This window comes from Rhodopseudomonas parapalustris, assembly GCF_053772255.1.
Window position 1 is genome coordinate 137612 of sequence record NZ_JAMKBZ010000012.1, and the last position, 19236, is coordinate 156847.

At 64.9% G+C, this 19236-nt stretch carries 14 protein-coding genes; 4 read left to right on the top strand and 10 right to left on the bottom strand.

The window, feature by feature from the left end; all coding sequences use genetic code 11:
• Nucleotides 1-2: 2 nt before the first annotated feature.
• The 3 genes from M9H71_RS13000 to M9H71_RS13010 form a co-directional block, all read right to left on the bottom strand.
• On the bottom strand, nt 3-611 hold the full coding sequence (locus M9H71_RS13000; protein ID WP_455405398.1) for a LemA family protein: 609 nt from the start codon (nt 609-611) through the stop codon (nt 3-5).
• 207 nt (nt 612-818) lie between these two features.
• A complete protein-coding gene (locus M9H71_RS13005) occupies nt 819-3149 on the bottom strand; it encodes a xanthine dehydrogenase family protein molybdopterin-binding subunit (RefSeq protein ID WP_455405399.1) in 2331 nt (776 codons plus the stop codon).
• 259 nt (nt 3150-3408) lie between these two features.
• Nucleotides 3409-4284 carry a dihydrodipicolinate synthase family protein gene (locus tag M9H71_RS13010; RefSeq protein ID WP_455405400.1) on the bottom strand — a complete coding sequence of 292 codons (876 nt, stop codon included), beginning with the start codon at nt 4282-4284 and terminating at the stop codon, nt 3409-3411.
• Nucleotides 4285-4414: 130 nt separating this feature from the next.
• Here M9H71_RS13010 and M9H71_RS13015 point away from each other — a divergent pair, with 130 nt between their 5' ends.
• From M9H71_RS13015 to M9H71_RS13025, 3 genes are all read left to right on the top strand, one after another.
• On the top strand, nt 4415-6532 hold the full coding sequence (locus M9H71_RS13015) for a S9 family peptidase (RefSeq protein ID WP_455405401.1): 2118 nt from the start codon (nt 4415-4417) through the stop codon (nt 6530-6532).
• A gap of 157 nt (nt 6533-6689) precedes the next feature.
• Complete coding sequence (locus M9H71_RS13020; RefSeq protein ID WP_455405402.1) at nt 6690-7985, top strand: O-acetylhomoserine aminocarboxypropyltransferase; 1296 nt, start codon at nt 6690-6692, stop codon at nt 7983-7985.
• Between the two features lie 3 nt (nt 7986-7988).
• The gene (locus M9H71_RS13025; protein WP_455405403.1) at nt 7989-8771 is read left to right on the top strand and encodes an alpha/beta fold hydrolase; all 783 of its coding nucleotides are present in this window, start codon (nt 7989-7991) and stop codon (nt 8769-8771) included.
• 387 nt (nt 8772-9158) lie between these two features.
• Here the strand turns inward: M9H71_RS13025 and cbbX are convergent, their stop codons facing one another.
• The 6 genes from cbbX to M9H71_RS13055 all read right to left on the bottom strand — a co-directional run bounded on the left by cbbX (nt 9159) and on the right by M9H71_RS13055 (nt 17332).
• Nucleotides 9159-10082 carry a CbbX protein gene (gene cbbX / locus M9H71_RS13030; RefSeq protein ID WP_455405404.1) on the bottom strand — a complete coding sequence of 308 codons (924 nt, stop codon included), beginning with the start codon at nt 10080-10082 and terminating at the stop codon, nt 9159-9161.
• 2 nt (nt 10083-10084) lie between these two features.
• Nucleotides 10085-10507 (bottom strand): ribulose bisphosphate carboxylase small subunit, encoded by a 423-nt coding sequence (locus tag M9H71_RS13035; protein ID WP_455405405.1) that lies wholly within the window; start codon nt 10505-10507, stop codon nt 10085-10087.
• 13 nt (nt 10508-10520) lie between these two features.
• On the bottom strand, nt 10521-11978 hold the full coding sequence (locus tag M9H71_RS13040; protein WP_455405406.1) for a form I ribulose bisphosphate carboxylase large subunit: 1458 nt from the start codon (nt 11976-11978) through the stop codon (nt 10521-10523).
• A gap of 289 nt (nt 11979-12267) precedes the next feature.
• The gene (locus M9H71_RS13045; RefSeq protein WP_455405407.1) at nt 12268-15711 is read right to left on the bottom strand and encodes a PAS domain S-box protein; all 3444 of its coding nucleotides are present in this window, start codon (nt 15709-15711) and stop codon (nt 12268-12270) included.
• 42 nt (nt 15712-15753) lie between these two features.
• Nucleotides 15754-16611 (bottom strand): response regulator, encoded by an 858-nt coding sequence (locus M9H71_RS13050; protein ID WP_455405408.1) that lies wholly within the window; start codon nt 16609-16611, stop codon nt 15754-15756.
• A 22-nt stretch (nt 16612-16633) separates the two neighbouring features.
• Nucleotides 16634-17332, bottom strand: coding sequence for a response regulator (locus M9H71_RS13055; protein ID WP_455405409.1), 699 nt, complete (start codon nt 17330-17332; stop codon nt 16634-16636).
• 422 nt (nt 17333-17754) lie between these two features.
• Between M9H71_RS13055 and M9H71_RS13060 the strand changes: the two genes are divergently transcribed.
• Complete coding sequence (locus M9H71_RS13060) at nt 17755-18723, top strand: LysR family transcriptional regulator (protein WP_455405410.1); 969 nt, start codon at nt 17755-17757, stop codon at nt 18721-18723.
• A 343-nt stretch (nt 18724-19066) separates the two neighbouring features.
• Here the strand turns inward: M9H71_RS13060 and M9H71_RS13065 are convergent.
• Nucleotides 19067-19236 (bottom strand): aminotransferase class I/II-fold pyridoxal phosphate-dependent enzyme (locus tag M9H71_RS13065; RefSeq protein ID WP_455405418.1); only part of this gene is annotated, 170 nt, incomplete at its 5' end.

Here is a 19236-nt window from a genome sequence, read left to right on the forward strand (position 1 = left end):
GCTTACTTGGCCGGAGCGGGTGCCGGGGTGAAATCGACCTTCGGCGCGGTCGAAATCTCCTTCTCGTTCTCCACCGTGAAGTTCGGCTTTTCCTTGTAGCCGAACATCATCGCGGTGAAGTTGGTCGGCACCGAGCGGACCGTGACGTTATAGGCCGCGACAGCCTTGATGTAGCGATTGCGCGCCACGGTGATGCGGTTCTCGGTGCCTTCGAGCTGCGCCATCAGGTTCTTGAACAATTCGTCCGATTTGAGCTGCGGATAATTCTCGGTCACAACCAAGAGCCGCGACAGCGCGCTCGACAGTTCGCCCTGCGCCTGCTGGAACTTCTGGAACGCGGCCGGGTCGTTCAGCACTTCCGGCGTCGCCTGGATGCTGCCGACCTTGGCGCGGGCATTGGTGACGCCGAGCAGCACGTCCTTTTCCTGCTGGGCGAAGCCCTTCACCGAGTTGACCAGGTTGGGCACCAGATCGGCGCGCCGCTGATATTGGTTGACCACTTCCGACCAGGTCGACTTGACCTCCTGGTCTTCGCTCTGGATGGTGTTGTAGCCGCAATTGCTCAGGCTCAGCGCGGCGAGCGCCGCCAGCACCGACAGAAATTTACGCATTGATCTCTCCCCCACGAAGTCGGCGCAGCATAGCAGACGCCGTTTCCGATTGGTCGGTATAACGCCGCACCAGTTCGGTGGTTCGCGCGCCGCCAACGACGATTTCGGCTTTGGCGGCTCGCCCCGTCCTTGCTGTCTCGACCCTGAAGACGCGAATGCCCGCGACGAGCGCGGGCATCACACGGGCCGATGGATGCTTGTCGGCTTTTACGCTGCGACCGCGGCCTTGGCGTCCTGGATCGCGCGCCAGACCTTTTCCGGGGTCAGCGGCGTGTTCAGCGCCGTGACGCCGAGCGGCGCCAGCGCGTCGAGCACGCCGCTGACCACGCAGGGCGGGCCGCCGATCGCGCCGGATTCGCCGCAGCCCTTGGCACCGAGCGGATTGGTCTTGCACGGCGCCGACGGATCGAGCGTGACGTTGATCGGCGGCAGATTGTCGGCGCGCGGGATGCAGTAGTCGAGATAGCTCGCGGTCAGCAGCTGGCCGTCGTCGTTGTAGGCGGCGTTCTCGTACAGCGCCTGGCCGACGCCCTGGGCGACGCCGCCGTGGATCTGGCCAGCGACCAGCATCGGATTCACCGCATTGCCGACGTCGTCCACCGTGGTGTAGCGCACCACCCGGCTGACGCCGGTCTCTGGGTCGACCTCGACCTCGCAGATATGCGCGCCGTTCGGCCAGCTCGGGCCATCGACTTCGCCGGTGGAGTCGACGCTGAGGCGCGCGCCCTTCTCCTTGGCGGCGATCTCGAACAGGCTGATCTTGCGGTCGGTGCCGGCGATGGTCAGCATGCCGCCCGAATACTCGATGTCCTCGATCGAGGCTTCGAGAATGTTGGCCGCCTTCTCGCGCGCTTTCGTGATCATGTCGGTGCTTCCCACCGCAACCGCGGTGCCGCCGACGAACAGCGAGCGCGAGCCGACGCTGCCGAAGCCGACCGCCAGATCGGTATTGCCCTGGACGACGTCGATCTTGTCGATCGGAATCTCCAGCGCGGCGGCGATCATCTGGGTGTAGGTGGTCTCCAGCCCCTGCCCCATCGCCTGGGTGCCGGAATGCAGCACGACGCGGCCTTCGCTGGTGGCGTGCAGCTTGACGTTCTCGGTGTGGGCGCGGCCGCCGGTCCATTCGATGTAGCTGGTGACGCCGCGGCCGTACAGCAGGCCCTTCTTCTGCGCCGCCTTCTTGCGCGCCTTGAAGCCGTCCCAGTCGGACAGTTCGGCGGCCCGGTCCATCATGTGGGCGAACGCACCGCTGTCGTACACCTGCCCGACCGCGTTGGTGTAGGGCAGTTGCGACGGCTTGATGTAGTTGATCTTGCGGATCGCGCGCGGATCCATGTTCAGCTTGCGCGCCGCAGCGTCCATCAACCGCTCGACGATGTAGACCGCCTCCGGGCGCCCGGCGCCGCGATAGGCGCCGACCGGCGCGGTGTGGGTCATCACCGCCTTGATGTCGAAATGCACCACCGGCAGGTGATACACGCCGGTCTGCACGAACGGGCCGAGCACCAGCGGGATGATCACGCCGGCACCGGTCAGATAGGCCCCGGTGCCGCCGATCGAGGTGACGCGATAGGCCAGCACCTTGCCCTTGGCGTCGAGCGCGAGCGAGGCGGTCGAAGTCAGGTCACGGCCATGGGTGCCGCCGACGAATTCGTCGGTCCGGTCGCCGCGCCAGCGGATCTTGCGGTTCAGCTTCACTGCCGCATAGGCGACCAGCGCGTCTTCCGGATAGACGCCGGTCTTCTGACCGAAGCCGCCGCCGATGTCGCCGACCAGCACCTGGATGCTGTCCTTCGGCCGCTTCAGAATGGCCTCGGCGAGCGCGTCGCGGGTCTGGCCCGGTGTCTGCGACTGGGTGTGCAGGATCAGCCGACCGGTCTTCTTCTCGACCTCCGCAATGGTCGAACGCGGCTCCATCGCCGACGGGATCAGCCGCTGGCTGACGAGATCCAGCGACACGGTATGGGCGGCTTGTGCGAAGGCGTCGTCGACCTTGGCGGCATCGCCGTAGCTCATCGCGGCCACGACGTTGTCGGGCGTCTCCGCCCACACCGCCGGCGCGCCGGGCTGGATCGCCGCGGTCGGATCGGTCACGGCGGGCAGTTCGTTGTATTCGATCGCAATCGCCTCGATCGCCGCCTGCGCGGCGAGTTGAGAGGTCGCGATCACCGCGGCGACCGGCTCGCCGACGAACCGCACCTTCTCGTGCGCCAGCAGCCGGCGCGGCGGCAGCGCCATCGGCGAACCGTCCGGCCGCTTGAAGATCGGCAGCGTCGGGATGGTGCCGACATCGTCAGCGAGGAGATCGGCGCCGGTCAGCACCGCTTCCACCCCCGGCATCGCCTTCGCCGCCTCGGTGTCGATCGAGACGATGTCGGCATGTGCATGCGGCGAGCGCATCACCACCAGCCACAATGCGCCATCGGCCGGCTTGTCGTCGAGATAGCCGCCGTGCCCGGTGAGCAGCCGCTGATCCTCGAGACGCTTGACGGGCTGGCCCGCGCCGAACCGCATGGAGCCGGGGAGAATGTTCATGCCGTTTCCTTTTGTTGCTTGCTTGGCCGCAGTTTTAGCGGAGAACCAAGCGGCACGCCAAGAGGGGCGCCGGGGGCGGACGGGTGTCGTTGCGATGGGCGCAAGCACCATGTTTACGTGGTCATTCCGGGGCGCTCGCGAACGCGAGCGAACCCGGAATCCAGAAGTTTTTACGACGATGGGGTGCTCAACAGCTCGAGATTCCGGGTTCGCGCCTGCGGCGCGCCCCGGAATGACGGCCAGGTGGCGAAACTGAAGATTACGCGATCTCCGCCAGCACCTTCTCCACCGCCTTGCGCTCCTCGGCCGTCAGCGCGGCTTGCGGCGGGATGGGATCGCCGACGTCGTAGCCTTGCAGCGACAGGCCGGCCTTGATGCAGGCGGCGAGGTTGAATTTGGCGAAGGCTTCGTTGACGCGCCACAGCTTGCGCTGCAGCATCAATGCTTCGTCCCAGCGCTGCGCCTTGCACAGTTCGTACAGCTCAACGCTCTGGCGCGGCGCGATGCAGGCGGGGCCGGCCATCCAACCGACGCCGCCGATCAGCATCACCGCCGCGGGGATGTGCGCCGAGGCCGAGAACACCTGCAGCGCGTCGCCGCAGCGGTTGATGATCGACAACAGCCGCCCGGTATTGGTCGAGGCATCCTTGATGTAGCGAATCCGCGGATGCTCCGCGAGCCGCGCGATCACGTCGAGCGTCAGATCCGAGCGCTGGAATTGCGGGTTGGTGTAGATCACCACCGGAATCTCGACCGCATCGGCAATAGCGCGGAAATAGCTTTCGATCTGCGCATCCTTGAGCGGGAAATACGCTTCGAGAATCGCCAGAATGCCGTCGGCGCCGAGCTTCTCGTACAGTCTGGCTTGCGCCACCGCATCCGCCACCGAGGTCGAGGCGACACCGGCGACCACCGGCACCCGGCGCTGTGCGGCTTCGATCGTCGCCCGCACCACCGCCTCGCGCTGTGCGGTGCCGAGATAGGCGAATTCCCCGGTCGAGCCGAGCGGCGTCAGCCCATGCACGCCGGCCTGGATCAGATCGTCGCACAGCCGGCCCATCACATCGGCGCGAACGCGGCCCTCCGCATCGACCGGAGACACCAGATAAGGGAATACGCCGTGAAAATCCGCCATCATCCAATCCGTCACTTGTCCACATCCGGCCACCGGAACCGGCGGCCCCGCCTATCCAGCGCAATCCGCCCGGCGCCGCAAGGCGGAAACGTGCTAAGTCTGCCCACCCTGCCCTGAACGAGACCTGCCGATGACCTCTGCCCCGCCCCGTGCCGCCAACCAGCAACCGCCGGTCGCGCCGCGCCGTCCGCATCAATTCACCACCCACGGCATCACGCTGACCGACGACTATGCCTGGCTGAAGGATCCGAACTGGCAGGAGGTGCTGCGCGATCCGTCGCTGCTCGATCCCGATATCCGCACCTATCTCGAAGCCGAGAACGGCTACACCGACAGCGTGCTCGGCCACACCACGAATTTGCAGAAGAAGCTGGTCGCCGAGATGCGCGGCCGGATCAAGGAGGACGATTCCAGCGTCCCCTCACCGGACGGGCCTTACGCTTACTTGCGCAAATATCGCGAGGGCGGTCAGCATCCGCTGTACGGCCGCGTCGCCCGCGACGGCAGCGGCGAGATCGACGTCATCCTCGACGGCGACGAACTCGCCAAGGGTCACGACTACTTCCAGTTCGGCGACCGCCGGCACTCGCTCGACCACAAGCTGGAAGGCTGGAGCGCCGACACCAAGGGTTCCGAATACTACACCATCCGCGTCCGCGACTGGACGACCAAGCAGGACCTGCCCGACGTGGTCGAAGAGACCGACGGCGGCTTGGTGTGGACCGCGGATTCGACTGCGTTCTTCTACGTCAAGCTCGACGACAATCACCGCCCGATGCAGGTGTGGCTGCACAAGCTCGGGACGAAGCAGGCCGACGATCTTCTGATCTATGAAGAAGCAGATTCCGGCTGGTTCACCCACATTCACGAGAGCACCAGCGGCCGGTTCTGCGTCATCGCCGGCGGCGATCACGAGACTTCGGAAGCGCGGCTGATCGACGTCTCCGATCCGACCGCACCTCCGCGTCTGGTCGCCAAGCGCGAACTTGGTGTGCAATATTCGCTCGGCGACCGCGGCGATGAATTGTTCATCCTCACCAACGCCGACGGCGCGATCGACTTCAAGATCGTCACCGCGCCGCTGGCCCAGCCCACCCGGGACAGTTGGCGCGATCTGATCCCGCACCGCGCCGGGATCTATGTGATCGACTTCGACCTCACCACCGGCCATCTGATCCGGCTTGAGCGTGCCAATGCGCTGCCCTCGATCACCATCCGCGACCTGAAGAGCGGCGAGGAACACGCCATCGCATTCGCCGAGACCGCGTATTCGCTCGGCACCATCGGCGGCTACGAGTTCGACACCACGAACCTGCGGTTCTCGTATTCGTCGATGACGACGCCGTCGGAGGTCTATGACTACGACATGGCGACGCGGCAGCGCGTCTTGCGCAAGCGCCAGGAGATTCCCTCCGGCCATAATCCCGCCGATTACGTCACCACCCGGATCATGGCGAAGGCGGACGACGGCGCCGAGGTGCCGGTGTCGATCCTGCATCGGGCCGGCCTCACGCTCGATGGAAAGGCACCGCTGCTGCTGTATGGCTACGGCTCCTACGGTCACGCCATGGGCGCCGGCTTTTCGGCCAACGCGCTGTCGCTGGTCGACCGCGGCTTCGTCTATGCGATCGCCCATATCCGCGGCGGCGCCGACAAGGGCTGGGGCTGGTATCTCGACGGCAAGCGCGAGAAGAAGACCAACTCGTTCGACGACTTCGCCGCCAGCGCCCGCGCGCTGTGTGCTGCGAACTACACCTCGCCCAAGCGCATCGTCGCCCACGGCGGCAGCGCCGGCGGCATGCTGATGGGCGCAGTCGCCAATCGCGCCGGTGAGCTGTTCGCCGGCATCGTCGCCGAGGTGCCGTTCGTCGACGTACTCAACACCATGCTGGACGACACCCTGCCGCTGACCCCTCCCGAGTGGCCGGAGTGGGGCAATCCGATTGCGAGCGAAGCCGACTTCAAGACCATCCTGTCGTATTCGCCTTACGACAACGTCGCGGCCAAGGAGTATCCGGCGATCCTGGCGATGGGCGGCCTCACCGATCCGCGCGTCACCTATTGGGAGCCCGCCAAATGGGTCGCGCGGCTGCGCGCCACGATGACGGGCGGCGGCCCGGTGCTGCTGCGTATCAACATGGGCGCTGGCCACGGCGGCGCCTCCGGCCGCTTCAGCCGCCTCGACGAGATCGCGATCGTCTATGCCTTCGCGCTGTGGGCGGTCGGTCTGGCTGACGCGAAGGCGTGAGCGTGGCATAAGGCCATTCAGCCCCCCTCCCCGTCATTGCGAGCGCAGCGAAGCAATCCAGAAGCGCCGAGCACTGAGCCTGGATTGCTTCGTCGCTTCGCTCCTCGCAATGACGGAGACCAACTAATAACTCATCAGGAAACATCCCGAGCACATCATGGCCGCACCCAAACCGCCCGGATTTGAAACCCTCAGCCTGCACGCCGGACAGCATCCCGATCCGCTGACCGGCTCGCGCGCGGTGCCGATCTATCAGACCACGTCCTACGTGTTTCAGGACACCGACCACGCCGCTGCGCTGTTCAACATGGAGCGCCCCGGCCACCTGTACACGCGGATTTCCAACCCGACGATCGCGGTGCTGGAAGAGCGGATCGCTGCGCTGGAGAACGGCGTTGGCGCGGTAGCGACCGCGAGCGGCATGGCGGCGCTGCATCTGGCGATCGCCACGCTGCTGAATGCCGGCGATCACATCGTCGCGTCGTCGTCGCTGTACGGCGGCACGATCAACCTCTTGGCGCACACGCTGCCGCGGTTTGGCATCACCACGAGTTTCGTCGCGCCGCGCGACCACGCTGGTCTGGCCGCGGCGATCCAGCCGAACACCAGGCTGGTGATCGGCGAGACCATCGGCAATCCGGGCCTCGAAGTGCTCGACATCCCGAAGGTCGCGGCCATCGCCCATGAGGCGAAAATCCCGCTCTTGATCGACAACACCTTCGCGACGCCGTACCTGAGCAAGCCGATCGAGCTCGGCGCCGACATCGTGATGCATTCGGTCACCAAATGGCTCGGCGGCCACGGCATCGCCATCGGCGGCGTGCTGGTCGATGGCGGCCGGTTCGACTGGCGCGGCTCCGGCAAGTTTCCGACGCTGACCGAGCCCTACGCCGGCTATCACGACGTCGTCTTCGACGAGCAGTTCGGCCCGCCGGCCTTCGTCATCCGCGCGCGAATGGAAGGTCTGCGCGATTTCGGCGCCTGCCTGTCGCCTACCAACGCTTTCCAGCTTCTGCAGGGCATCGAGACGCTGCCGGTGCGGATGGATCGGCATGTCGCCAACACCAAGGCGGTGCTCGACTTCCTCCAGGCCAACAAGGCGGTCGATTGGGTGCTGCATCCGACGCTGGAGAACCACCCCGACTACGAACTGGCCAAGACGCTGCTGCCGAACGGCGCCGGCTCGATCATCTCGTTCGGCATCAAGGGCGGCCGTGCCGCCGGGCGCAAATTCATCGAAGCGCTGCGGCTGACCAGCCATCTCGCCAATGTCGGCGACGCCAAGACGTTGGTGATCCACCCTGCATCGACCACGCATCAGCAGATGAGCGCCGAGCAGCTCATGGCCGCCGGCATCGGTGAAGAGCTGATCCGGCTGTCGGTCGGCATCGAAACCGCCGACGACATTATCGCTGACCTGGCGCAGGCTCTGCGCGTTTCGCAGAAGGGCTGAGCCATGCAGATCAAGGTCAATGGGATCGACACCTTCGTTGCCACCGGCGGCAAGCCGTTCGATGCGTCGCTGCCGGCCGCGGTGTTCATCCACGGCGCCGGCTTCGATCGCTCGGTGTGGGCACTGCAGACGCGCTGGTTCGCGCATCACGGCTTTGCCGTGCTGGCGCCCGACCTGCCCGGACACGGCCGCTCCGGCGGCGAGCCGCTGAAGACGATCGCCGAAATGGCGGACTGGATCGCCGCGCTGCTCGACGCCACAGGCGCGCAGCCGGCCAAGCTGATCGGTCACTCGATGGGCTCGCTGATTGCGCTGGAGACCGCTGCACGGCATACGGCCAAGGTCGCGTCGCTGGCGCTGATCGGCACCACCTCGACGATGGCGGTCGGCCCCGATCTCTTGAAGGCCGCCGAAGCCAATGATCCCGCCGCGATCGCCATGATGACGATCTGGGGCCTCGGTCCCGACGCCGAGATCGGCGGCAACCTCGCTCCCGGCCTGTGGATGCACGGTGGCTCGGTGCGGGTGCTCGAAGCCAACAAGCCCGGCGTGATCTTCAACGATCTGTCGGCGTGCAACGACTACAAGGACGCGCTCGCAGCGGCTGCGAAGGTGACGGTGCCGACGCTGTTCATCCTCGGCGAGCGCGACATGATGACCCCGACCAAGAACGGCAAGACCCTCGCCGCCGCGATCGCAGGTTCACGCACCGTGATCCTGAAAGGCGCGGGCCATACGATGATGGTGGAACGGCCGGACGACGTGCTGAAGGCGCTGCAGGGGTAAGCCCCACGCCCGTCATTCCGGGGCGCTCGCGCGAGCGCGCGAACCCGGAATCTCGAGCTGTGGAGCAACTGGCGTTTGCAACAACCTCTGGATTCCGGGTTCGCGTCGCTTTGCGACGCGCCCCGGAATGACTGTGTTGGGCTGTATTAATGGTATTGGGGCGGTAAGGTCTCTACCCCAAGCACATCACGCTCCCTCGCCCCGCTCTTCGCGGGGGGAGGGTTGGGGTGAGGGGCGACGCGAGCACGGAGTCTCGGCCGCGATGAGACGCCCCCTCACTCGGATTGCTGCGCAATCCGACCTCTCCCCGCGCGCGGGGAGAGGTAAAGTCGGGCGCGGCGACCGGATTCCGGGATCCCGCTGCGCGCGCCCCGGAATCACCGCTGGTTAGTTTGTCCCCTCACCCTTCGAAAACACCCGGCTTGCCAGCACATCTCCGGCTTCGATCGTCATGATGTCCTCCGCGGACAGCGAACGGTCGAGGTCGGCGATCAGGCGGTTGGCTTGGCGCAGGCGGATGCGGTCGAGCGCGTTGCGGATCGAGCGGGCGTTGGCGAACAGTGGCTGGGTCTTACGGATCGCGATGTAGCGCTCGAACGCGGCCTTCGCTTCGGCATCGAAGTGATAGTTCTGCTCGCTCAGCATCCCTTCGGCGATCCCGAGCAATTCACCATCGGTGTAGTCCGGAAAGTCGATGTGGTGGGCAATCCGCGAGCGGAAGCCTGGATTGGACGCGAAGAACTTCTCCATCCGGTCGGCATAACCGGCCAGGATTACCACCAGATCGTCGCGCTGGTTCTCCATCACCTGAAGCAGGATCTCGATCGCTTCCTGGCCGTAGTCGCGCTCGTTCTCTGGGCGATACAGATAGTAGGCCTCGTCGATGAACAGCACGCCGCCCATCGCCTTCTTCAGCACCTCTTTGGTCTTGGGCGCGGTGTGGCCGATGTACTGCCCGACCAATTCGTCGCGCGTCACCGAGACGACGTGACCGCGGCGGACGAAGCCGAGCTTGTGCAGGATCGCGGCGATGCGCAGCGCCACCGTGGTCTTGCCGGTGCCGGGATTGCCGGTGAACGACATGTGCAGCGTGGGATTGCCGGTGGCGAGCCCCATCCGCTTGCGCAACCGTTCGACCAGCAGCAGCGCTGCGATCTCGCGGATCCGGGTCTTCACCGGCTTCAGCCCGATCAGCTCGCGATCGAGCTGATCGAGCACCTCGCCGATGCCGACCTCGTTGAACTCGGCGCGGAGGTCGACGCGCTCTGGGAGCGCGCCGGTTCCGTCGGTCGTGGCAGGGGTCGTGTCCACGGTCACCCTCCGTAACGGCTGCCTTCGGGCTTGTCGGCCGAATACGCGCGTGTGGTGTAGCGCATGTTGCGGCCGTCAGATTCCTGACGGTCGAGCCGGAAGCCGGGCTCGTCCTTCGGGCGGTTGACGATGAACGACAGCCGCACCGATTCCCAACCGTGCGAAGAATCGAACGCCGACAGCCGGATGTAGCGGTCGCCGTAGATCTTGCGGCATTCGTTCAGTTCCATCATCACGCCGGCGGCGTCCTGCAGATCGAACATCGGCAGCCCCCACATGTCCCAATAGGTGTTGCGGGGATGCGGATCGTCGGTGAATTCGAGGTTCACCGCCCAGCCTTTGGACAGCGCATATTGCACCTGGGCGGCGATCTGTTCGTCGGTGAGATCGGGCAGGAACGAGAAACAGCCTTGGGTCAGTCGCATTGGTGTCGCTCCTTTAGACCGAGACCGACGGGGTCGGCGCGTAGTCGGGTGTGTCGGTGGATTCGTAGTTGAAGGTCACGTTCTTCCAGGTGTCGAGCGCGGCCTTCAGCGGGGTGCAGGTCTGCGCCGCCTTGGCGAGGATCTCCGGACCTTCGTGCAGGTAGTCGCGGCCCTCGTTGCGGGCGAGGATCATCGCTTCCAGCGCGACGCGGTTGGCGGTGGCGCCGGCCGCGATGCCCATCGGGTGGCCGATCGTGCCGCCGCCGAACTGCAGCACGACGTCTTCGCCGAGCAGATGCAGGAGCTGGTGCATCTGGCCGGCATGGATGCCGCCGGACGCCACCGGCATCAGCTTGTTGAGGCTGGCCCAGTTCTGGTCGAAGAACAGGCCGTTCTCCAGCGTCATCGGGTTGAAGTCCTCGCGGCAGATGTCGTAGTAGCCCTTGGTGGTCGCCGGATCGCCTTCGAGCTTGCCGACCACGGTGCCGGCATGGATGTGGTCGACGCCGGCGAGACGCATCCACTTGGCGATGACGCGGAACGACACGCCGTGATTGCGCTGCCGCGTATAGGTCGAGTGACCGGCGCGGTGCAGATGCAGGATCATATCGTTCTTGCGCGCCCACTTGGCCATCGACTGGATCGCGGTGTAGCCGATCACGAGGTCGATCATCACGATGATCGAGCCGAGCTCCTTGGCGTATTCGGCGCGCTCGTACATGTCCTCCATCGTCGCCGCGGTGACGTTGAGGTAGGTGCCCTTGATTTCGCCGGTCTGGGCCTGCGCCTTGTTGACCGCCTCCATGCAGTATTGGAAGCGCTCGCGCCAGTGCATGAACGGCTGCGAGTTGATGTTCTCGTCGTCCTTGGTGAAGTCGAGACCGCCCTTCAGCGCCTCGTACACCACGCGGCCGTAGTTGCGGCCCGACAGACCGAGCTTCGGCTTGACGGTGGCCCCGAGCAGCGGCCGGCCGAACTTGTCCATGCGCTCGCGCTCGACCACGATGCCGGTCGCCGGGCCCTGGAACGTCTTCACGTAGGCGATCGGCAGCCGCATGTCCTCGAGCCGCAGCGCCTTCAGCGGCTTGAAGCCGAACACGTTGCCGATGATCGACGCGGTGAGATTGGAGATCGAGCCCGGCTCGAACAGATCGAGGTCGTAGGCGATGTAAGCGAAGTACTGACCGGGCGAATTCGGAACCGGATCGACGCGGTAGCACTTGGCGCGATACTTCTCCGCCGCTGTCAGACGATCGGTCCACACCACGGTCCAGGTCGCGGTGGACGATTCACCGGCGACCGCCGCGGACGCTTCGATCGGATCGACGCCGTCCTGCGGGGTGACGCGGAACAGCGCGATGACATCGGTGTCCTTCGGCTCGTAGTCGGGCTCCCAATAGCCCATCTTCTTGTATTCCATCACGCCGGACTTGTAGCGTTCCTTGCCGCGGATGGTGACTGCTTCGTTCATGTCGTCCTCCTTGAAAGCCCTGGCCGGCCGAGACGGCCGGGCGCTGCGACGTCGTTGCGCAGATGGAGGTGCAGGCGGGCTCAACCCGTGAGTTCCGCGTCACCTCGGTGGTTGCGGAGCGAGTTTGATCACACCGGTTGTAATAAGAGAAATTTCATTATCTTCGATATAGGAATAGTTTTTCTTATACGCTGGATGGCAACCGACCGCGGCGCCGATTGGCCCCGAACACGACCGAAGGTTCCCCTGGGTGGCAACGAGCGAAAGCCGTCGGCCGCGCGCCCGATGCTCAGGCGACCCGCGGCACCTCGATATCGATTTCGGGCGTCGCCTCTTTGATTGCATCCTGCAGCGCGACGAATGCCTGCGGAACATCCGCGTCCTGCAGACAGGCCTTCTCGAGCCTGCGGCACGCTTCGGCCAATCTGACGAAGCCGAGCTGGCCGGCGATCGCGACGGTCTTGTGAGCGACGCGCGCAAGCTCCTTCTGGGGATTTTCGCCGGGCGCCGCCCCGTCCGGGCCGGGCGGCCATTGCGGCGGAAGGCTGTCGATCGCGCCGCGTAACTGATCGACGAAGCCGGCGATGTCCTCGTCGCTGACAAACGTCCGCAGCTCCTCGAGCACGGCCGGATCCCGCACCACGGCCACCGGCTCGACCGAGGGCGGCGGCTGGGTATCGACCCGGCGACGGTGCGCAGCGGTATCGCCCCAGGTCGCCACGGTGGCGAGCAGTTCGGCGCGATTGATCGGCTTGCCGATGTGGCCGTCCATGCCGGCGGCGCGATAGCGTTCGACCTGCTCGGGCAGCACGTTCGCCGTCAGCGCGATGATCGGCACGTCGTTGCAACCGCTCTGCAGGGCGCGGATGCGGCGGGTCGCTTCCATGCCGTCGATCTCGCCCATCTGCACATCCATCAGGATCAGGTCGTAGCAGCGGCCCGCGGCCGTCATGGCAATCGCCATTGCGCCGCTGTCGGCAAGATCGACCTCGTGGCCGGCGCGGCTCAGCATGCTTCGGCAAAGGTCCCGGTTCATCTCGACGTCGTCGACGACCAGGATCTTCAGGCTGCGGCCGGTTTCGACCGGTGCCTCGCTTCGTTCGATGTCGATCTCCGCCGCGATCGGCAGCTCGATCTCGAACTGGAACGTGCTCCCCCTGCCCGGTTCGCTGTCGATACTCATCTCGCCACCCATCGCCTGAACGATGCGTTGCGAGATCACCAGTCCGAGGCCGGTGCCCCCGTATTTGCGCGAGATCGTCTCGTCCGCTTGGCCGAAACGCCTGAACAGTCCTTTCTGATCCTGCGCCGAGATGCCGATGCCGGTGTCGGTGACAGCGATGCGGAGCCGTGCACGATCGCCCGACGTGACAAAGCAGGAGACGTTCAGCTCGACGGAGCCGGCTGCGGTGAACTTGACGGCATTGTTCAGCAGGTTCAGCAACACCTGCCGCAGCCGCGCGCCGTCGCCCATCAGCACCGCCGGCACGTCGGGTGCATTGCCCCGCAGTCCCAGCCCCTTTTCTTCGGCCTTCGGCCGGATGATCGAGACGCAGTTGTCGATCAGTTCGTGCACATAGAGCGGCTTGCTCTCCAGGGTGACGCCGACCGCCTCGATCTTCGAGAAGTCGAGAATATCGTCAATGATCACGCGCAGTGAGTCGCTCGCCTCGAAGATCCGTTCGACCTGCCGGCGCGTCGGCGGAGCCAGCGTCTGATCTTCCAGCACCAGATCGGCGTAACCGATGATGCCGTTGAGAGGGGTACGAATTTCATGGCTCATGTTGGCCAGGAAGTCGGCCTTGGCGGCGCTCGCCTGCTCGGCGCTGGCTCGCGCGGCTTTGAGCTCATCCTCGTATTTGAGCTGCTCGGTGAGATCGACCGCGATCGCCAGGATCCCGAGATTGGCACCATCTTCGGACAGCAGCCGGCTGAGCGTGAGGCGTATTGGAATCCGCGTTCCGTCGCGGGCGACATAGGTCCAGACGCTGGTATAAGGATCCTGAGTGTTCAGCCGCGCCCGCACGACGCCGAGGCCGGGCTCAGGCTCGATGCCTTCGGCACGGAGCTTCGCGGCGTGCAGCTCGATCTCTTCCGGATCGTGAAACAAGGCTGGCGTTTCGCGCCCGATCAGATCCGACGATTTGTAGCCGAGCATGCGCTCGGCGGCGGGATTGAACAGCGAGATTTTGCCGTCCGGATCGGTTGCAACCACCGCATAAGCGGCGCGCTCCAGAATCGCGGTCTGCAGCGTCATCGTCTTTTTGAGCTGCGCCGTGCGTTCGGCGACCTGACGTTCCAACGAGGCGTTGAGGCTGCGGATCTTGTTCTCGGCCGCCACCAGATCGGTGATGTCGCGCGCGGCGGTCGCGATACCGATCAGCGAACCGTCTTTGCCACGAATCGGAGAGACGCTGACGGCGACGTCGACGAGTCGACCGTCGCGCTTCTTACGCTTGGTGCGAAAATAAGTGACCAGCCTTCCGTCGCGGGTGTCGGTCAGAATCCGCCTTTCCTCCTCCCGGAGGTGATCCGGAACGATCAGATCAATGGCTTTTCGCCCGATCGCCTCCTCCGCGGTGTAGCCGAACAACCGCTCGGCCGCCTTATTCCAATCGATCACGGTGCCGTCGGTCGATTTGGCGATGATGACATCGTTCGAGCCTGCAAAGATCGCCGCCAGCCGCGAACGTTCGATGTTCTGCTCGGTGCGGCGGGCCTGATAGGCGACCTGCTGGTTGACGAGTGCGGTCAGCATCAGCCCGAGCACCAGCGTAGCGCCGAAACCGAGCCATGGACTTGGCAAACTCAGATAACTGACAAATGGCGGCAAAGCCCAGAACTTGACGTGCCAGGTGCGCCCGTAAATGGCGAATGAGTTTTCGTGCGTCGGCAACGCCAGTCGAGGATTCCTCGGCAGCCCTACGCTGTGGAAAGGCGGACTGCCATTGTCGGCCAGCGAAAAGCCGAACTCACCGCTGCCGCTGTGGAGATCCCCGAGGATCGAGTAGATGTCGACCGCGGTGAAGGTCCAGCCGATCAGCGCCCGTTGCCTCTCCTCCTCCGTCGCGATCGGATCACCGCTGCGATAGATCGGCATCAGGATCAGAACCCCGCTGTCCATCCCGCTGACCGGCAGCAGTTCGATCGGCGCGGTCATCGTCGCCTCACCGCTGACAGCGGCCGCATCCGCCGCCGTCTTGCGGTTCGTTTCAGACGCCAGATCGAGACCAATCGCGGTGGCGTTGCGATTGTGCGGCTCGAAATACGTCACCAGGTAGCGCAGACCGTCGTGCGGCGCGAATTGAACCACCTTGTAGGTCGGCCGGCCGTTGGCGCGCAGATGCGCGACGAACGCCGCGACGTTCCGTTCCTCGACCGGGCGAATGAAGCCGAAGCCTCGCACGCCGGGAAACTCGCTGGCGAAATGGCGGGTCGCGGCGTATCGATTGAATGCTTCGAAGCTGATCGCCTCTCCACCGCCGGCAATGATCGCCCCGCGCGTCGCCAAAAGCCCGTAGCGGTACGAGTCGAGTTTTTCCTGGAGCTGTGCGGTGAGGTCCTTTGCGAGGGCATCGAATCTGCGCGCCGTGGTCACGGCATTCTGCTGGGCGACGACGTACCCGACGAGCGTGCTCAGCACGACGCTTGCGATTAGTCCAATCGTCATCCCGGTCAGCCATCGCTGCCGCGCGACCCGCTCGCGAACGTCCGCCGCCAGGATCGGCCGCATGCCGATTGAATCGGACTTCCCAACAGACACGCCGCCCCCCTTTCAGATGACGGGATGATGGGAAGCGCTCGACTCGAACGCGCAGAAGTCCTGAATCGCCTGAAACAGCTCGCCGACGTCGAACGATTTCTTGAAGATCTTCACCGCGCCGGGATGTCCCAACACCTCGCGGGTCAAAGCCTCAACAGAAGCCTTGTCGAAGTCGCGCTCGCTGAGCACCAGCACTGGGGTCGTCGCCGTCTCCGGCAACGCCCGCAGCCGCGTGATCAGGAATTCGGCACCGCCCTGCGGCATGTGGTAGTCCGTCACGACCACGCTCGGCTGTCGCCGAACGGCGAGCCGAACCGCCTGTGCCGCATCCGGCGCATACAGCGTTTCGACTCCGAGCTTGTTCAGCCGGCTGGCGAGGAAGACGCCGACCTGTTCGTCGTCATCGACGATCAGCACGCGCGGCCGGCGCGGAACTGTTTCGAATGAGTGCGTTGTGGCGTCGCTGTGAACAGCGATCGCTTCAGCCATCTGCGGAAAGATCTCGGTGAGGGCCGCCCTGAGATCACTCCAGAACTCGGGGCCTTTGCGGGCGTAAAACAGCCCCATCGCTTCGCAGCGCTCGATCGTAGTCTCATCCGAACTGCCGGTCACGACGAGAATGTCGATCAACGGGTTGCCTTGATCCAGCAGATGGAACGTTGCGCTGAGACCGTCGAGCTTCGGCATGTTGACGTCGACGATCATCAGATCCGGCAATGTACGACGCGCCTTGAGCAACATCTGCATGCCGTTAGTTGCAGTGTCGACCGCGAATCCAATTCTCTCGCAGCGATGCGACAGCACCTTGACGATGGCGGGATCGTCATCCGCTATCAGGACCTTCGGGCGTTTCTCGATGGACACGTCCATGGCACTCTCCCACTCGGCTTCATCACTGGTCCGCTCGCGCGACCGCATCGATCTCCCGGCGCAACAATTCGAGCAATGCGTCGAGCAGCGTCACGACCCTAGACCCTGCTTCGCCTTCACGGGCGACCCGGGCGATCTCCTTGTCGAGCTTCGCAGCGACTTCGCTGACGGCGCCGAAGCCGTAGATTCCGGCGACGCCGGCGAGCTTGTGCACCACATTGCTCAGCGCCGGCGATGCCCCGTCGGCGACCACGGCGGCGCGCATCGCTTGCAGGCTGGCGGCGTCGGCCCGCAGACGCCCGTCGATTCCGATATCAGGAGGCGGCGACGGATCGAGCATCTCGGCCTCCGCCACGGCGAGATACCCCCGCACCCGGCCCGCCAATTCACCGAGATTGAACGGCTTGACGATGACACCGACCGCTCCACGCTTCAGATAGTCGACGAGATTCTCCGTTCCGCCGTGCGCAGTGGTGAATACCACCGGAATATACGCAGTGATCGGGTCGTCCTGAAGTCGCTGCAGGACGGCAAGTCCATCCATGTCCGGCATCGAGACGTCACTGAGAATCAGATCGGGCAGCCAATCGGCGGCGGCTGCCACGCCTTCGCGGCCGGTGAGGCATCCCTTTGTTTCCAACGAAGGATCGCGCGACAACACCGACGCGACGATCTTCAGCATCGCCGGTTCATCGTCGATATGCAGCACCCGATTCTTCACGCGAACCTCCTGTGCGTTACAGGCGACACGCTTGCTTGATCTCGCGCCGCTTCGTCGCGGGAGTGATCAGCAGCACCAGCAACCCTGCAATCATCACGCTAACAGAGCGTTATGATGCAACTGAATTGCCCGACAATCACATTTCTCACAGATAATTAGTTACCTGTTATTTGCGCGATCTATGTCGTGTACTGATGATTAGTGCGTGTTGTTACGAGGAATGCGCGGATCCGAACGATCCACCGGCGCGTGCGACGGCTTCGGAACCTCGTACAAACACGCAACGGCGATTCGGAACCGCGCCACGCTCGCCGCAGCGCACGCGCCGCGACATCCATCACCACGCCGCGCTGCGCCGTTGACGCTCGGCTCGAATTCAATAAAACTTGGCGGAACAGCGTTGTGACGAAAGTTTCCGTTATATGAGTCGGCAGTTCCGGGCGGTATCGATCCGTCAGTTGCGCGCGCTTGCAGCGCTCGCCGAAACCGGCAGCATGACGGCCGCCGCCGGCAAGCTGAACCTGACCCAGCCGGCGGTGACTCTGCAGCTCCGCAACCTGCAGGCGCTCGCCGATCTGCCGCTGATCCAGCGCAGCACCGACGGCATGCGGCTGACCGACGCCGGGCGCGAGGTGCTGGCGCTCAGCGAGCGGATCGAGGCGGCGATCACGGCCTGCGAAACCTCGCTGGAGATGATCGCCGGCAAGACCGCGGGACGGATCTCGATCGGCGCGGTGTCGACCGCGAAGTACTTCGTGCCGTTCGCGATCTCCGGCTTTCTCAAACGCCATCCGAAGATCGACGTGCACCTGTCGATCGGCAATCGCCAGGAGATCGGCGCCGAGCTGCGCAATTACGAACTCGACATCGCCATCATGGGACGGCCGCCTGTCGACCTCGAGGTCGATGTGCATTTGATCGGCGACCATCCGCACGTCATCATTGCGCCGACCGCACATCGGCTGGCGCGCAAGGACAATATCGATCCGCGCGAGCTCGCGAGCGAGACCTTCGTCACCCGCGAGCCGGGCTCCGGCACCCGCAGTCTGATGGAGCAGTTCTTCGGCGGCGCCGGGATCAGTCCGGCGATTGGCATGGAGATGGGCAGCAACGAGACCATCAAGCAGGCGGTGATCGCCGGGCTTGGCGTCGCATTCATTTCGGCCCACACCGTCGCCACCGAGCTCGACGAGCGGCGGCTGGTGATCCTGGATGTCGAGGGCCTGCCTGTGGTGCGGCAGTGGTTCGTGGTCAGCCGCAAGGACAAGGTCCTGCTGCCGCCCGCCCAGGCGATGCTGGACTTTCTCAAGGCGGAGGGACCGCATTTCCTGCCGCGCACGCATGGCCGGATGCGGCTGACCCGCCCTTCGCCGCGCGGCAAGCGCGGCTGAACGCAGAGTACAGGCGGTTCTGATCCGCTGAGCTCGACCTTCCGCCGTCGAGAGATTTCTGAAGCTCGGCGATACGAAAAACCGCCCCCTCACCCGGATTGCTGCGCAATCCGACCTCTCCCCGCGCGCAGGGCGAGGTAAGGCCGAGCGCGAGACTGAGACTTTCAACTGCGCGCACCAGTGTGGGTCCTGCCGCCAGCCGAAGGACAGCACGCTCCCTCTCCCCGCCCTTCGCGGGGAGAGGGTCGGGGCGAGGGGCAGACACAGGCACCGAGCCCTTCAAAGACAAAAGCGCGCGCCCGGAGGCGCGCGCCAGTCTTGCTCGGGTAGATCAGGTTCTGGATCAGGCGGCCTTGGCGAGGCCGACGCGCGCCCAGATTTCGGCGAGCGCCTGCACCAGATGTTCGATGTCGGCATCAGTGTGCTGCGGCGACGGCGTGATCCGCAGCCGCTCGGTGCCGCGCGGCCCGGTCGGATAGTTGATCGGCTGCACATAGATGCCGGAGCGGTTGG

What these genes read in the sequence shown, in the direction of transcription:
- M9H71_RS13000 (WP_455405398.1), bottom strand. Translation starts at nt 611, where the DNA reads ATGCGTAAATTTCTGTCGGTGCTGGCGGCGCTCGCCGCGCTGAGCCTG.
- M9H71_RS13005 (WP_455405399.1), bottom strand. Translation starts at nt 3,149, where the DNA reads ATGAACATTCTCCCCGGCTCCATGCGGTTCGGCGCGGGCCAGCCCGTC.
- M9H71_RS13010 (WP_455405400.1), bottom strand. Translation starts at nt 4,284, where the DNA reads ATGGCGGATTTTCACGGCGTATTCCCTTATCTGGTGTCTCCGGTCGAT.
- M9H71_RS13015 (WP_455405401.1), top strand. Translation starts at nt 4,415, where the DNA reads ATGACCTCTGCCCCGCCCCGTGCCGCCAACCAGCAACCGCCGGTCGCG.
- M9H71_RS13020 (WP_455405402.1), top strand. Translation starts at nt 6,690, where the DNA reads ATGGCCGCACCCAAACCGCCCGGATTTGAAACCCTCAGCCTGCACGCC.
- M9H71_RS13025 (WP_455405403.1), top strand. Translation starts at nt 7,989, where the DNA reads ATGCAGATCAAGGTCAATGGGATCGACACCTTCGTTGCCACCGGCGGC.
- M9H71_RS13035 (WP_455405405.1), bottom strand. Translation starts at nt 10,507, where the DNA reads ATGCGACTGACCCAAGGCTGTTTCTCGTTCCTGCCCGATCTCACCGAC.
- M9H71_RS13040 (WP_455405406.1), bottom strand. Translation starts at nt 11,978, where the DNA reads ATGAACGAAGCAGTCACCATCCGCGGCAAGGAACGCTACAAGTCCGGC.
- M9H71_RS13045 (WP_455405407.1), bottom strand. Translation starts at nt 15,711, where the DNA reads ATGCGGCCGATCCTGGCGGCGGACGTTCGCGAGCGGGTCGCGCGGCAG.
- M9H71_RS13050 (WP_455405408.1), bottom strand. Translation starts at nt 16,611, where the DNA reads ATGGACGTGTCCATCGAGAAACGCCCGAAGGTCCTGATAGCGGATGAC.
- M9H71_RS13060 (WP_455405410.1), top strand. Translation starts at nt 17,755, where the DNA reads ATGAGTCGGCAGTTCCGGGCGGTATCGATCCGTCAGTTGCGCGCGCTT.